The organism is Pseudomonas sp. B3G-3 (genome assembly GCF_028640915.1).
In the GTDB taxonomy this organism is placed as follows: Bacteria; Pseudomonadota; Gammaproteobacteria; order Pseudomonadales; family Pseudomonadaceae; genus Aquipseudomonas; species Aquipseudomonas chlororaphis_I.
This window is the reverse complement of the sequence record NZ_JAQZAB010000104.1, coordinates 137,537-151,932: the sequence shown is the minus strand read 5'-3', so window position 1 is coordinate 151,932 and position 14,396 is coordinate 137,537. Positions and strand designations below refer to the sequence as shown.

Below are 14,396 nucleotides of genomic sequence, written 5' to 3'. Positions count from 1 at the left end.
CGAGAGAACCTACAAGGTCAGTTGCCGCCGCTCCTCCTCGGTCAACTGCTGCCGCGCCTGATCGCTCAGCGGCCCGGCGCCCAGCACCTGCACCGGGCTGTTGGGGTTGTAACCGGGGTTGGCCCGGCTGGCGCCATCCTGGGTCGGCGCCAGGCGTTCCTGGCCGAAACTCAGCACCTGCACACTAAACACCGACGGCATATTCTGCCGCGCCGCCGCCTGCTGCTGGCGCGCCACATCCTCGGCGGCCTGGCTCGCCGACGACGCCGCCGAACTGGCCGACGTCAAGGCCCCGGTATTGACCGACGCCACCACCGGAATCCCCGAGGACTCGCCCTGGGTCTGGATATTTGCCGCGTTGACTACCTGCAAGGCGAAGATGTTGACGTTGCCCGAGACCCTGATCCCGGCCTCGCCGGCATCGATGGTGCCCAGCGGCGCCAGCAGGTCGATATCCCCGGCAGGCACTTCGGCAATCGGTGCGAGGGTGGCGATCCCCGCCCCCGAGCTTGGCACGTTCGACGACAGCGTGACGTTGCCCCAGTTGTCGTAGACCCGCTTGGGCGGCGTATAGATCACGGTGGTCTTGGAACCACGCCCGGCGTTGATGTCGCCAGCGTTCGACCAGCCGAGGATCGACCCGCCAAAGGTGGTCATGACCCGGCTCTGGCCCAACAGGATGCTGCCTTGGGAGTACAACTGGATATCGCCGGCGCCCTGGGTGATGACCCCGGCACTGGCCGGCGGCGCTTCGCCTTCGATGCCGAATACCTGTTGCCCGCCCGGGGTCAGCATCTGGATGTCACCACCAAACAGCGTGCGTACACCCGCGCCGCCGTACAGGGTTATGTCGCCGTCGTAAACGATCGGATTGCCCGCCACATCCTTGGTTGGCAGCAAGGAGGCGATCGCATTGCGACTGCGCAGGAAGCTGCCGAAACGCGGGCCGCTTGCATCGTTGTACTCGCGGCCGCCCTCACGCAGTTCCTCGAAGTAGACGCGACGGGCGAAGACCCGCTGCTGCTCCGCCGGCAAGCTGGCAAAGTAGCCCCGCGCCTCGTCGCCGGAACCCTCGAAAGCAAAGCGCTCCTTGAGCCACTTCAACAGTTCGGCTTCATAGGTCTTGGCGACTTTGTCCCGTTGCTCGGCCAGCGGCACACCAGCCTGAGCCTGATTGATCGGGTCCAGGTACGGCGTGACGAACTTCAGGTAATCCAGGCCCGCGGCCCCGACACCGGCCTGCATCACGATACTCGCGCCAGGCCGCGAGTCGCCGGCCACCACCGGCCCGAGACTGTTCACCGAGGCCTTGTCCTGCATCAGGATATTGCGTCCGGCGCTGATCTCCAGAGTGCCGGGGCCGGCGACGTTGAAGGAGCTGAACAGCAGGTCGCGTCCGGCGGAAACAATGGAGATATCGTTGGGATTGTTATGGACAAACAGGTTGCCGCTGCTGGTGCCGCCACCGAGCATATTCCCCAGGGAACTGGCAATGATGCCGGGGACCCCTGTCGGCTCGCCCAAAGCAGTTCCCGAGTTGACAATATCGCGACCCGCCTTCATCCACACCGGCCCTGCTGCTTCGTACCAGGTTTGTCCAAGCCGTGGGCCAAAGGTGAAGTTCAATATTTCACCACTGCGCAACCCGACTATGTCCCCGCCAACTGCATAAAAGCGCGCCGCCTCACTGCTAGTGAACTGACTGTTGGCGGTGTTGGCACCAAAGGTGAACAAAGAAAACTCGGCCTTGGTGTTCGGGATCGTAATGCCGTCGCTGCTCAGATTAGTCACTATGGGGGCGATGTCCGTACCCCAGCCTGCAAATGCCGGTGTGAACGGCGTGGGCATCGCGCTCAGAGAAGCTCCAGACTGGTTGATGGCATACCCGCCGGCATAAATCGAATCCCCGGCCAGAACGTCCAGACGACCATGGGGCGACGGCGCCAACAGCAACGAGTACTGCTGGTTGTTACTCGCGCCACCCAGCGCCGAGCCACCGATGAACACATCACCACTGGCGGCAATTGCGCTCAATTGCGAAGGGAAGATAAATCGGCCATCGGTCGGCGAGCTGTTGCGGTTGCCAATAGGTTGAGGTTGACCACTACTGCCTACATCACCGGCCTGCACACTCGGGGTCAGGCTGCCTCCCGCCGAAAACAGATCGATGGCAGTGCGCTCGGTCCATAACGAAAACCAGCCATAGCCCCCCGTTCCATAAGAAGTACCGTCATAGGTGAATGCCGAGGCGTTTTCAGTAGAAGTCCGCCCTGGGTCGCCCGTACCGGCCAGCACCAGGTCGCCACGGGTGGCCAGACTGGCCGTGGCATCGCCGAGCATCAACACCATACCCCCTGTCGCGGTGCCCAGGGACGCGTTGAACGGATCGTAGGCGCGGGTCTCCTTGCTGTCGTTAAGCTGCACGAGACTGCCATAGTTCAAGGCAATCCCCCCCAGGCTCGAGGCTTGCAGGTCGAGCGCGCCACGCAGGTTGCTCAAGACCCCGTTCAGACGCAGATCCTGCCGGGTATAGTCGGTGGAGACCGGATTGGCAATCGATGTAGTGGTGGCGGCCCGAGCCGATAATCCGGGGTTCAGATCACCACCCACGCGCACATCCAGATCACCACCACCGGTCAGCAGCAATTCACCTGTCGGGGTCACCCGACCGCTGCTGCCCACCGCCAGCACCAAGCCCTGACTGCGTGGCGAGGAAACCGCGTCCGGAGCGCCACGTCGGCTGAGCAAACCGGCATCACGGCCCACGTCCAGGGTCAGATTGCCGCCGCCCAAGGTGCCGATACCGGTAAAGCCCACCAGCATTGGCAGTTGCGCAATCAGGCTGCTATCGGGATTGCTGGGGTTCACTGATCCGCGACCCGTCACATAGGTGCCGAAGTTGATCCACCAACTGGCAGGAATCGGCGTAACCCCGACCGTATCGCCGGTCCCCTGACGCCAGAGCCAATTGCCCAGGTTGGAACTGGCCAATTGAGCACGGGCGTTTTCGTTACGCGGGAGGGTGGAGCTGCTGAACACATCGCCGGTCAGACTGCCACCACTACGCAACAGCAGGTTGCCACCCTGATCCGGGTACCAGGCCGCATACAGACTACTCGGTCCCTCGTTGACCAGGGTTTCGTAAGCGGCCGCCGCACTGCCCAGCACACTGTCATCGCTGCCACGACTGCGCGGCTGATCGAAAGCGCCCTGCAGATCACCGGCTCGTGCGGCCGTCGAAGCCCCGGCGGTATACACCCCATACGACGACTGCATGGCCACATTACCCGCCGCCAGCAGGTCCAGATCCCCAGTACCAGTGCGCAGTACGCTGAAGTTCTGGGTGACCGGCACCACCTTGTTCACCGGACCGACGATGACTTGCTCCGGCGTACCGGGGATGGCCTCGCCCAACGAGACACACAATCCGTCTGAACACCAGGACTCATACTCCGCCGTCACCGGCGCACCCTCGATAAAGCTAGGGTCGATCAACACCCCAAGATCGCTCCAAACGTAGTTGAAGCGATTGCACACGCCGTCGACACACCAGCTTTCATCGGCAGGAGAAACCCGCGTGCCTTCAACGAAGCTCGGGTCGATCAACACCCCCAGGTCGCTCCAGAACCACGCGCCGCCCGGACGCTCCGGAGTCCCCGGAATAATGATGGTCTCGTGCCCCTCAAAGACCGCGTAATGCGTGTCGGCCAGGGTCAGGTCACCGGCCATCACCGGTTTGATCGCCCGGGTGTCGGCGGCCTGGGTATCGGCCCCCGAAACCAGGCGCATCGACCAGGACAACGAACCCTCCGGCAACAACGAGGCGACGGCCCAGTTGCGACCCTGACGCCCGCCAGTCACCGTACGCAGCGGCACCGAAATCACCCCGGACGGCAACTTGATATCGGTTTCCGACGGGATCAAGGCACCCACCTTGAGCGCCAGCGAACCGGCCAGCTGCACGCCGTCCGGGTTGTTCGGGCCAACGCTGTCGCGACTCGGCAAGGGCACCCCGGCCGGCCAGGTCATGGCGCCCAGCGAAGCCGCCGCGGGCAGCCGTGTGCCAGCGTCCAGAGTCATGCCGCTGGCCAGGGTCACGGCTTCGCGGATCAGGGTACCGGCGGCATACACCTGATTGCCGGTACTGTCGCGCACGGCCGCTTGCAGTACCGTACCGGCCGGCAGTTCCAGCGGTGCCTGCAGGGTCGCCTCGACCGGCAGCAAGGTGCCCTGCGCCAGGCGCGCCGGTTTGATCGGCAATGCATAGTTGAGGGTCTTGCCGGCCGGGAACAGGCTACCATCGGCCAGCGTCACTCCCGGCCCCGGCACCACCACGTCGCCGCCAAAGGCCTGACGACCGGGGGTCAACACCCAGCCGGCATCGTCCGGGGTCGGCGGTGGTGGCGCAAAACCGTCGTTGATGCTGCCGTAGAGGTCCAGGTTGCCACCGGCGCGAATCACCAGGTTGCCCGGCTCGCCCGAGCCATACACCGAGGTTTTCTGCGCATGAGGATTGACACTGGTATAGCGATAACCAGAGAGATCCAGGTCGCCGCTGATCACCAGATCGCCCTGGGTGACGATCTCCAGCCCCGGGCGCAGGTGAAAGGCGTCGGCATAGGTGGCGTTGTTCAAACCGGCCAGCTTGCCGCTCATCAAGCCGGCATTGCTCAAGGCATTGTCGATAAAGCGCTGGCTGTCCTGATGCTTGGCGTCCAGGTAGGCCTGATCGATCACCTGGTACGGCCGACCGCTGGCGGCCAGCGCCGTGCCCTCGGGGGCATCGGTGTAGCGGGCGGTGCCGTTTACCGCGATGGAGCGAGCACCCAGGATGTTCAGCCGGCCACTGGCGTCGATAGCAATATCGCCCAGGGTCGGGTCGCTGGCATCCAGGCGCGGGGCATTGAGCTCCAGCGTCCCGCGGGCCTGGCCGTCGTACTGGCCAGGCGCCGTACCGGCAGCGACCGAGGTGCCGTGGCGCAGGTCGATGCGTGCGCCGTCGGCCAGGGTCAGTTGACCAAGACCGGAGTTGAGTTCGACCACCGCACGGTTAGGCGAATCGATGATCTTGCCGTAGCTGTCGACCCGCAGGGCCGTGCCATGGGTATCGAGCAAGGCACTGCCGGCCAGGGTCAGGCCCTGGCTGGCAGCCAGGCGAATGCTGCCGACCCGCTCGCCACTGGCATCGATGGTGCCCAGCACCGTCAACTGGCCGTTATCCACGGAAACGTTGACTTCGCCGGCCTTGAGTTCGTTGCCGATCGTCAGGTCGCCGCGTTTGATCTGGAAGCTGCGGGCGCCGAACACCTGGCCCTGGTTGAGACGCTGGTTGAGCGTAGCGAAATCCCCCAGGGTCTGCGCGCGGATATCGACGCTGCCAGCCTTGTAAGGCACCAGGGTGCCGCCGGCGTCGTAATGCCCCGAGCTGGCACCGAGCAGCTGGCCTTGCAGGTCCACCTGACCGCCACCCTCGCCCACGGCTACCACCTTCAGGCTCCCACCATGGTTGTTCTGCGCCGACAGATCGATCAGCGAACCAGCCGCCTGGCGGATATCGCCCTCGCGGCTTTGCAGGATCACATCGCCGCCCCAACTGTATTGGCTGACTTCGTTGAACATGACCTGGCGCCCGGCCAGGTCGAGATGGACGCGGTCGGTCAGGTTCAACCCATGCTCGGCATTGACCGTCAGCTTGCCGCTGGGCAGGACCACCGCGCTGTCCAGTTCGACGTTGTTGCCAGCCAGCAACACTTCAGCGCCAAGGCTGTCGATGGCCGGCAAGGCCGCCTGCTGGCCCGGTGCGCGACTCAACCGCAGGTCGCCCCCCGCCGTGATGCGGTTGACCGACCCCGCCTCGCCGGTCAGCAACGGCGTGCTGATATTCAGGTTGCCGCCGCTGTAGACGAAGCCCTTGCCAGCTTCATAGGCCCCCTGGGACTGATAGACCGCCAGGCTGCCCTTATGGTTGGCGGTCAGGCGCTCGCTGGCGCTGAGATTGACATTGGCAAAACCCAGGGCCAGGCGCGCGTAGTCGGCCAAAGGATCGGGCTGAGTGTTGGGGCCATAGCCGAATTCGATGCGCCGGGCCTGGATCTCCAGGGTGCCGCTGCCGGTGCCGGCACCGTTGGCGATCACCGCAGCGGGCGTACCGGCTATCCCGTTCCAGATCAGGTTACCGGTCTGGATCAACGCCACATCGCCGGCCGCGCCATCGCCGTAGATCGCCGGGGTACTGAGCATCAGATTGTCGAGCATCGACTGGCCGTTGCTGTCCAGGGTGCTCAAGGTGGTGCTGCCGTAGAAATTCAATGACTGGCCGGCGGTCAACGACAGGGTTTCCAGGGCCGGCGCCCCACTCGCGATATCGCCGCGCAGCAAACGGTTCATGACATCCTGGTTGAGGGTCAACCCCGACGGCAGGGCATTGCGCGCCTGGGCGGCGGCCAGGGCCTCCGGACTGCCGACATTGATCCCACCGACCGCCAGGGCCAGATGGCGGGTGCCATAACGCACCGCATCACCCAGCCTGAAGGTGTTGGTGGTGGCAAAGGCAATGGTGCCTTGGGAGTACAGCGTGGTTTCGCCCTGGCAGGCAGCCTGGGCACAATCGCCGATCAAGATACTGCCAGGCCCCCTCCTGCTAGTACTGCCCTCGGTTGGCGCGAGCATTTGCAACACGCCATTGGAAACGGCCAGCACGCTGCGAGTTCCGGGTTGGTAGATAAAACCATCGGTGGAATCATAGGCCGCGTTGCCACGGCCCAGGGTGTTGATCGATGCGCCCTGCTCGATTTGAATCGCGCCACTGGGCAGGCCGGAAACGAGGAACACTTCAGAGGCCGACAAGGTCACGCCCTGGCGCAACGTCACCGAGTCCGCGGCACCGTTCGCATCGAAGCCAACAAAATTGCCGCCCTGGCCATACACCACGGTCGGCGCTCCGCCAATGCTCATGCGGGCCGTGCCAATGGCGTTCAGATCATCGGCATGGAACGACACCCCACTGCCGCTGGCAGTGGCCCCGGCAGGCAGAATATCGATCGCGCTGCCGCTCGCCCCGGACATCACCTCCAGGCTCGCGCCAAAACCACCTTCGGCCACCGCCGAACGTGCCACCCCGGCGAACTCGAAGCCGCTGGGAGAACCGCTCTGGCCGGCGATCAGGCTGACCCGCAAGGTTTTGCCATCGGCCTCCAACGCTGCGCGAGGCACGCCCTGGCGCGCGGCATCGCTACGGACAAAATCGGCATACGGGGTTTCGTTGTATTGCGAGTAACTGCGCAGCACCGCGGCCGGGGTCAGGATCACCTGGCGGCTCAAGGCATCCTGAATCCCGGTCTGGGCAATGGACAGCCGGCCCGCGCTGGACCAGGAACCGTTGCTCATGACCGTGCCACGGGTCAGCGCGGTCGCGCCGAATGGCGCGGCCAAGCCATTGATCTCGACCCGGAACGCCCCCGGCAGCAAGGCATAGGTCGAAGGCAGCAAGGTGTAGGTACCCGCCGGCAAGCCGGGGACGCCCGCGTCGATGCTGATCTGCTGGCCCACCAAGGGTGTTGTCGCCCCCGCCTCGCCACCGCTGGGCGCGACATTCGCCTGGACCCCGGGCACGATGGCGTATACCGGGTTGGTGTCCAGCCCCGGCAAGGTGAAGCGACCATTGGCGCCGAACTGCACCAACGGGTTGTAGCGCGCATCGGTCGACCCCCCGCGCCCGGAAACGAATGCCGCGCCCAGCAGCTGGCCACCGCCGGAAAGGTCCAGTACCGCACCCTGTTGCACGTCGATCGACTGCCCCAGCAACTGCGCGCCCACCACCAGGTTGGCGTTGGAACTGGTGCCACCCACACCCAGCAAGTCCACTTGTTTACCGTCGAAGCGCCAGGTCACACCGTCCACCGTGCCGCCATAGGGCAAGGTCAGGCCCGCGGCGCTGACCGACGTCAGGCTGCCCGGCAGCAGGTTGAGTTGTTTGGTGTAGAGCAATATCCCCACCTGGGTGCCCAGGGAAATATTGCCCAGGGGCGCCCGCAGCACGCCGCCCTGCTCGATGACCGCCGCCCCAAGAGTCAGCTTGCCGAACACCGAATAGGGTTGTGCCGGATCGACGCTGCCGGTGCGCCCGATACTCAGGGTCCGGTCTGGATCGTAGTCCAGGCCATTGCCCCGATAACCCGCGAGCACCTGCGCCACCGCGCCGGTGGCCGGGTAGATCTGCGCAGCGGCCAGCCGCAGGTCGGCCTGGGTGCTCAGGTTGGTGTTGCGCGAATCGACGGTACTGGCCAGGAAGCGCATATCGCCCTGACTGATCAGTTGCGTGTCGTCGAAGGCACGGCGGTCGATGGCCTGGCTCAAGCCACCGGCGGTGGTGCCATGGGCACCGATACTCACACCGTCGCGGACATCCAGTACGTTACCCGCCGTGACCAACAGGCTGCCCGTTGAAGCCTGCGTCGAAACCCCACCCTGCACCGTAGGGCGCATCCATTGGTCAGGTGCAACCACCGCGCCGACACCCGCCAGGCGTACATAAGGCGCGGTCAGTTGCACCCGTGAGCCGGCCGCGGCGCCATCGCTCAATGCCAGGGCACCGGCATACAACTGCAGGCTCTGCCCCAGGGACAGCGACAGCGCGCCGTCGAAACTGATCAGGCCATTACTGAGCAGCGACAGGTTATCGAAGCCCCCGGCCTGAACCTTCTCCAGCCCCAGCCGGGCATGGCCATAGGCAAGGGTGTCTTGCACGGCTTCGGGACCGGCGCCGCTGGGTAGCAGGCTGTCGGCGCTGACCTGGCCAATCACCATTTCCCGCGCCTGGCGCACCCGCTGCGACACACTGGTACGGTAGATCGGCGCCTCCAGTGCCACATTCAGTGAGCCGCCTGCGGCGCCGCTGCCACCGGCTCGGGCGTTGAAACTGCCGTCCAGGTACAGGCCGTGGTTCGACGCCAGGGAAATACTGCCGCCGCTGCTGGCAACCGCCACAGGCCCTTGCCCCGCCACATCGACCATGGCTTGGGCGCCGGAAGCCTCCAGGCGCGCGCCTTCACGCACCACCACAAATTGATTGGCCGCGCTGGCGATGCCGGTCTGCGGGTCGATTTGCCCGCCGATGACGATGGTGCCACCTGCGTCCACCTTCCCGTAGCGACGCCGCAGGGCATCGGTCGCGGTGACCGCCCTCGCGGCGACATCGAGCACCGCCTGTTCCCCCACCCAGATCGAGCGGCCATGACCGACGCCCTCGACGGCTTCGGCCACATCCGGCGCAACCGAGATGCCGCTCAAGGTGATGGCGCCGCCCCAGGCATTCAATGCACCGTCCAGGGTCAACTGGCCAATGCTGCCCAGGGCGATCGACTGGCCGGGGTCGACGCTGATGGCGGCACCCTTGCCCACCACCAGCTGGGTACTGGCCATGTCCGCCGCGCTCGAGCGCGCGGTGCCGGCCCGCAGGCTGATACTCGCGCCCTGGCGCTGGCTGAGTACGGCCTTGATCGGGTCTTCCTGGTAAAGCCCGGGCAACCAGCGTTCCAACGCAGAGGCCGGGTCCGCTCCAGTCGCTGTGCTCCAGGCCTGATCGCCCAACAGATAGACCGGTTGGGTCACCTCGACCTGTGCACCATCGGCCACCCGCAGGCCCTGGTTGCTGGTGATGTCATACGCGGCGAAACCTTTATCGAAAAACTGCGGGGCCAGCACCAGGGTGTCGGCGGCAGTGTCGGCGGCGCGCTCACCGATCAGCACCTTGCCGCTCTGGAGGCTCAAGGTGCCGCCACCGTTCACGCCATGGCCGCGCAGCTCGCCGTCCAGGGTGAGCGTGCCGATGGCCGCCGCGCTGTTGGCATTGGCCACCAGGGTGAGATTACCGCCCTTGCCAGCGCGGGTCTTGCCGTCGCTCATAAGTGCCGCGCCCGATGACACGTCGATCAGGCTGCCGCTCTCCAGCGCGACATCGGCGCTGCTGCGCAGCGAGACGCTGCCGCCATTGAGGTAAGGCAAGCGACTGCCATCGGCAGGGTCCAACAACAGGTTGCTCCACAGGCCGCTGGTGTCCAGCCGGGCGCCACTGCCAACCGTCAGCGTCGCGCGCTTGCCTCCCGTCGCCGCCAGGGTGGTGTCGAGCTTGCCGTTGCTGGTGATCTGCTGCAGCACATTGCCCAGGGCGAGATTGCCGCCATGAGCCGTCAGGTCGGCTTCAACCTGCACCTGCGGTCCATACAGGGTGATATCGCCGCCGGAACTGACCTCCAGCGCACCGTCAACCAGGATGCTGCCGGTGGCGGCGACCTTGACGCTGCTGAGTTTGAAACCGTTGAGCTGCTCGGTGTCGAGCCACAAAGTGCCCTTGCGCTCGTCGGGCAGAACAGTGTCCAGGTCCAGCCCACTGGCTATCGCCGCGGCCTGCCCCAGCACCACTTGCTTGACGGTATTGGCATCGGCACTCAGGGCGTACTGCAGGCTGGCGCTGTCCTTGACGTAGTAAGGCACATAAGCCCCCACCACCAACTGCCCGCCCCGGGCCACGGCGTTCTGCCCCTGCTGGTAGCCGTCAAGCCCCGGACGCGGGGCCTGAGTCTGACGGTCGCCCTGGAAGGTGTCACCAACGATCTGCCCTTCGAGTACCGCATTGCGGGTGCTGACTTCCAGACGGCCGGCATCTCGACCTACGCTGTAGCCTTGCTCCAAGCGCTCGCGGGGAGCAATCAACGAGTTGTAGTGGTACTCGGTCTGGCCCCAGCGCACGCTGTGCTCTTCGAAGCCTTTGTAGAGCCCGCTGTAGAGAATGTCACCCGGGGCCCTGGACAGCTCGATCAGCCGGCCATCGGCGGCCCGCAGCCAGGTCTGCTGGATCATCCCGTCCTGCACGTCCAGGGTGCCGCCGGAGAGGTTGATCTGCGAACCCTGCTGAGTCACCACCTCATTACCACTCAGACGTACGCTGCCGCCCTGGGCCATCCATTCGCCGACGTTGTGCGGCTGGGTGCCCAGATAACCACCCACCTCCAGCAAGCCGCCAGCGGTGTACCAGCGATCCGTGGCGTAGCCGTTGGTCCCTGCCGGGACCAGCACCAGCTCGCGGGCATCGACCCAGACATCGTTGTTGTTGAGGTTCTTGCTGTCGCGGTTGACCGAGGCATCACGCTGCTCGTTGCCCTGGATATTGACCTTGACGCTGTTGGACTCCATCGCCACCTTGACGCCCACCGCCCCCGACACATCGATCACCGCACCGTCGCGCACCAGGCTGCGCTGCCCGGCATTCACCGCGACCTGGCCGCCGGTGGCCAGGGTGATCGATCCGCTCTGGAAGTCCACGGTGCCGCCACTGACGATCTCCACCAGTGACTGGTCGCGACGATAAGTATCGGCCGGCGTAGAATTTCCAGCCAGGTTCAAGGCTGGCGTCAATAGCCCATCCCGCTGGCTGTCCAGGGCGGTGCTGCTGTCGATCAGGATGGCGCTGGTACTGCCCTCGCCCAGGGTGACCTTGGCGTCGCTGCCCCGGGCATTCAGATGCAGGGTGCCGCGGGCGTCCACCGAGGTGCTGCTCAGGGCCAGGCCTTTTTGCAGCACCTCCTGGGCACTCAGGGTGATGTCGCCGGTAGCCGCCTGGATCGAGCCGTGGTTGCTGACCTTGCCGATGCCCGAAGCGACGACTTCGTTGCCGCGGGTGGTCGAGGTCGGGTTACCGTCGGTGCTGTAGCCTTTCTTGATCACAAAACTGTCGCCGGCGACCAGAGCGGTCTGGCCTCGCGGGGTGTTGATGCTACCTGCGTTATCCACTTCCTTGCCGAGCAACAGCACATAACCGCCGCTGGAGGTGGAAGATCCTGGCACATGGGTCTGCAGTTGCGCGCCCTGCTCCACCAGAACCTTGCCGGCGGCGTCGCTGAACGTCGGCGCGCTGTCGCTGGCGCTGAACAGCCCACGGTTGTTGAACTGTTCATCGCTGATGGTGGTGGCTGCCGCCACCAGGTTGCGCACATTGATCTGGCTGCTGCCGCTGAATACCACGCCGTTGCGGTTGAGGATCATCACCGTACCGTCGGCCTTGAGTGCCCCCTGGATCTGGCTCGGCGAGGTGCTGTTGTTGACGCGGTTGAGCGCGGCCCAATCGGCGTTCTGCTGGAACTCGACGGTGGTGTCACGGCCGATATTGAAGGTTTCCCAGTTGAGAATCGCCTTGTCGGCGGTCTGTTTGATCGACACCAGCGCCTTGCCGTTGGTATCGGTCTGCACTGGCCCTTCGGCATTGACGAACAGCGGCTTGCCGTCGGCCCCGACCAGCACATTCAGGCCATTGCCCCCCAAGCCGTTATGCAGGGTCTGCGGGGCGGTCAGCGCCGCCGCGCGCCCAGCCGCTTGCGCGGCCTGCTGGGCAGCGATGGCGGCAACAGTGTTGTTGAGGTTGCTCATCGAGCGTTGCAGCTGACTGTTGACCCGCTGCTGTTGCGCCAGGGGCGGCGGCGTACCGACCGGCAGCCCCCCACCGACAGATCCATGCGCCCCCCCGTTCTGGCCGCCCCCCATGGCCCCGAACCAGCCCGAACTGAAGGCCAGAGGCTGCGCGGCCTGGGCCGTGCCGGCGAGCATCAACAGGGCAATGGCCTGCGCCAGCGGCTTGAGTCGCAGCACCGGCTGTCCATTGGCAGCAGAGGCGTTGATGAGTCGGGAAACAGGCAGATTCGGCTCAGAGCGCATCACTTGCGGATCCTTTTTACTGTTCGGGCGAATGGCGGGTACGACGGTTGCCGCCAAAACATTCGCGGGATTACTGCTAAGGCGGTTATGGGCAGGCGCGACCGAACTCTTGTCATGCAAAGTTCATCTGCGCGACAACAACCGGAAACGAGAAAGCCGGCAATGGCTTGAGCCATTGCCGGCGGTTACACGAACCCTGCCGATGGCGGGGTATCAGGCCGGACGACCAATGCCGTTGCAGACGTTGGTGTTGCCGACGCGCAGGGCGCTGGTGGTGTTATAGAAAGTGTTGTGTACAGCGGCCTGCCAGGTAGGCGACAGCGGGATGAAGGAGTGGCCCGACACCGTATTGTTGTTAGCGCCGGTGTAGTGGGCATTGAGGAAGTTACGGATGCGCAGGTTATCGCCGGCATCCTTGTAGCACTGGCTGAAGACCAGGTTGGTGTAACCAACGATTGGATAGCCGGTGCTTGGGTTAGGGAAGGTCGGTACCCAGTCCAGCGGATTGGTGACGTCCTTGCCGCTGAGCGGGTCGGTCGGTGGACGTTCGGTATCCAGAGTGATCTGCACATTGACTTCGGTCGGCAGGAAACCGTTGACGGTTGCCACCTTGGCCGCATTGTTGAACTCGGCAAAGTCAGGGCTGACATAACCGATGGCGCCATTGGTGTTGGCCACGGTGGAAGCGATCGCGCCGCTACCGGAAACACCGGCGTAGGTGGAGCCGGCTGGAGCGTTGGTGGCCGGATTGAAGCCTACGGCAGTGGCGAAGCTGTTGCTGGCGGCAGGTACCGACGCAGGTTTCACAGCTTTCAGATGGGTAGTGAAGATTTCGGTGGTACCGCTGCCGTCGGTGCGATAGACGACCGTGATAGGCAGGCTTGGACCGGCAACTCCGTCGAAGTCGATTTCATTCCAGTTTTGGATCTTGCCCGAGAAGATATCAGCCAGTTGAGTGCTGGTAAGTTTCAGCGAAGTCTTGCCAGCGACGTTGTAAGGCACGGTCACCGAAGTGGCTTCGGCCGGGATCTGAATCAAAGGACCGAAAGTGGCACGGCCCTTGTCGGTGCTGGCATTGTAGGCGTTACGCTCAGCCAAACTAACAATCGAGTCGCTACCGGCATAGTCGACGTTGATGCCAGCAGCAAGGTTGAACTTGGTGGAGTCGTTGTTGAAGAAGGCCTGCTTGCCTGCACCGCTGCCCACACCAATGTAAGCATTGAAGCCTGGAACCGACGAAGCCAGGATACCGGTACCGGCAGTGGTGCCGTACAGGTTCTGTGGCAGAGTGGCACCGCCACCCACAACAGCCGCCATCGATTGGGCCGAAGCCAGAGCCGCTACGGCCAGGGAAGCTGCGATCATAGTGCGCTTAAACATGAAGAATCTCCTTTCGTCGTGTGTATACGGAGGTCAATGGTTCTTGCATGACGCCATGGCGCTCAGATCCTCTGCCCTGCTCTAAGAGCGTTGTGCGGGGTGAGGCCATGGGTAAGAAGTTCGCAGTTTCCGGTGACAGATAAAGGAAAAAACCTCGGGAGAAAGACCTTGATTTTCAAAAACTTTCTCGGGTGTTCGGGGGCCCTGGCACGGGCTTTTCAGCGCAGGTGACAGCGAGGTTTCGCGGGGCCTTTTGCCAGCTCACGGGCCGACGCGGCGTGGGTCTTGGGCTGGGGGCGATGGGGGTGGTT

2 protein-coding genes are annotated in these 14,396 nt (G+C 64.4%); both read right to left on the bottom strand.

The genetic code is table 11. From position 1 onward, the window contains the following. Positions 1 to 9 precede the first annotated feature (9 nt). Complete coding sequence (locus tag PVZ80_RS14805) at positions 10 to 12,705, bottom strand: filamentous haemagglutinin family protein (RefSeq protein WP_273864114.1); 12,696 nt, start codon at positions 12,703 to 12,705, stop codon at positions 10 to 12. Positions 12,706 to 12,918: 213 nt separating this feature from the next. Beyond that, complete coding sequence (locus tag PVZ80_RS14800; protein ID WP_257373887.1) at positions 12,919 to 14,085, bottom strand: substrate-binding domain-containing protein; 1,167 nt, start codon at positions 14,083 to 14,085, stop codon at positions 12,919 to 12,921. Positions 14,086 to 14,396 lie beyond the last annotated feature (311 nt).